Below are 1074 nucleotides of genomic sequence, written 5' to 3'. Positions count from 1 at the left end.
TGGGGTACGGGCCATGTACCAGCTCGCTAGAGGCTTTTCTCGGCAGCATAGGATCACTGAATTCGCCTCAATCGGCTACGCATCACCTCTCAGGCCATATGAGACACGGATTTGCCTATGTCTCGCCCTACAGGCTTACACCCGGACAACCATTACCGGGCCCAGCTACCTTCCTGCGTCACCCCATCGCTTGACTACTACAATCAGGGTCCCGTGCAGCAATTCTCCCTCTCACCCGAAGGTTCGATAAGAGAACATTTGGACGGTTAGCACAACTGATTCGCCATTGGGCGCGGATACACGGGTACGGGAATATCAACCCGTTGTCCATCGACTACGCCTGTCGGCCTCGCCTTAGGTCCCGACTCACCCTGGGCGGATTAACCTGGCCCAGGAACCCTTGGTCATTCGGCGGACGAGTTTCTCACTCGTCTTTCGCTACTCATGCCTGCATTCTCACTCCCATAGCCTCCACAGCTAGTTCACACTGCTGCTTCCCTGGCTATAGGACGCTCCCCTACCCACCCAGTCGACTGGCCCGAAGGCGATCTATATGACTGAGTGCCGCGGCTTCGGCGGTGTACTTGAGCCCCGCTACATTGTCGGCGCAGGATCACTTGACCAGTGAGCTATTACGCACTCTTTCAAGGGTGGCTGCTTCTAAGCCAACCTCCTGGTTGTCTTCGCGACCCCACATCCTTTTCCACTTAGTACACGCTTAGGGGCCTTAGCCGGCGATCTGGGCTGTTTCCCTCTCGACTACGAAGCTTATCCCCCGCAGTCTCACTGCCACGCTCTCACACACCGGCATTCGGAGTTTGGCTGACTTCGGTAAGCTTGTGGGCCCCCTAGGCCATCCAGTAGCTCTACCTCCGATGTGAAACACGTGACGCTGCACCTAAATGCATTTCGGGGAGAACCAGCTATCACGGAGTTTGATTGGCCTTTCACCCCTACCCACAGCTCATCCCCTCAGTTTTCAACCTAAGTGGGTTCGGGCCTCCACGACGTCTTACCGTCGCTTCACCCTGGCCATGGGTAGATCACTCCGCTTCGGGTCCATAGTGTGCGACT

The 1074-nt window shown here is 56.6% G+C and carries 1 rRNA gene; it reads right to left on the bottom strand.

The features are described 5' to 3' along the window. Positions 1–1074: ribosomal RNA gene (locus tag ACWIGI_RS41655) — 23S ribosomal RNA — on the bottom strand; the annotation flags it as partial.

The sequence above is a fragment of the Nocardia sp. NPDC055321 genome (assembly GCF_053645575.1).
The sequence above is the reverse complement of the archived record's forward strand: the minus strand, read 5'-3'. Positions and strand labels throughout refer to the sequence as shown.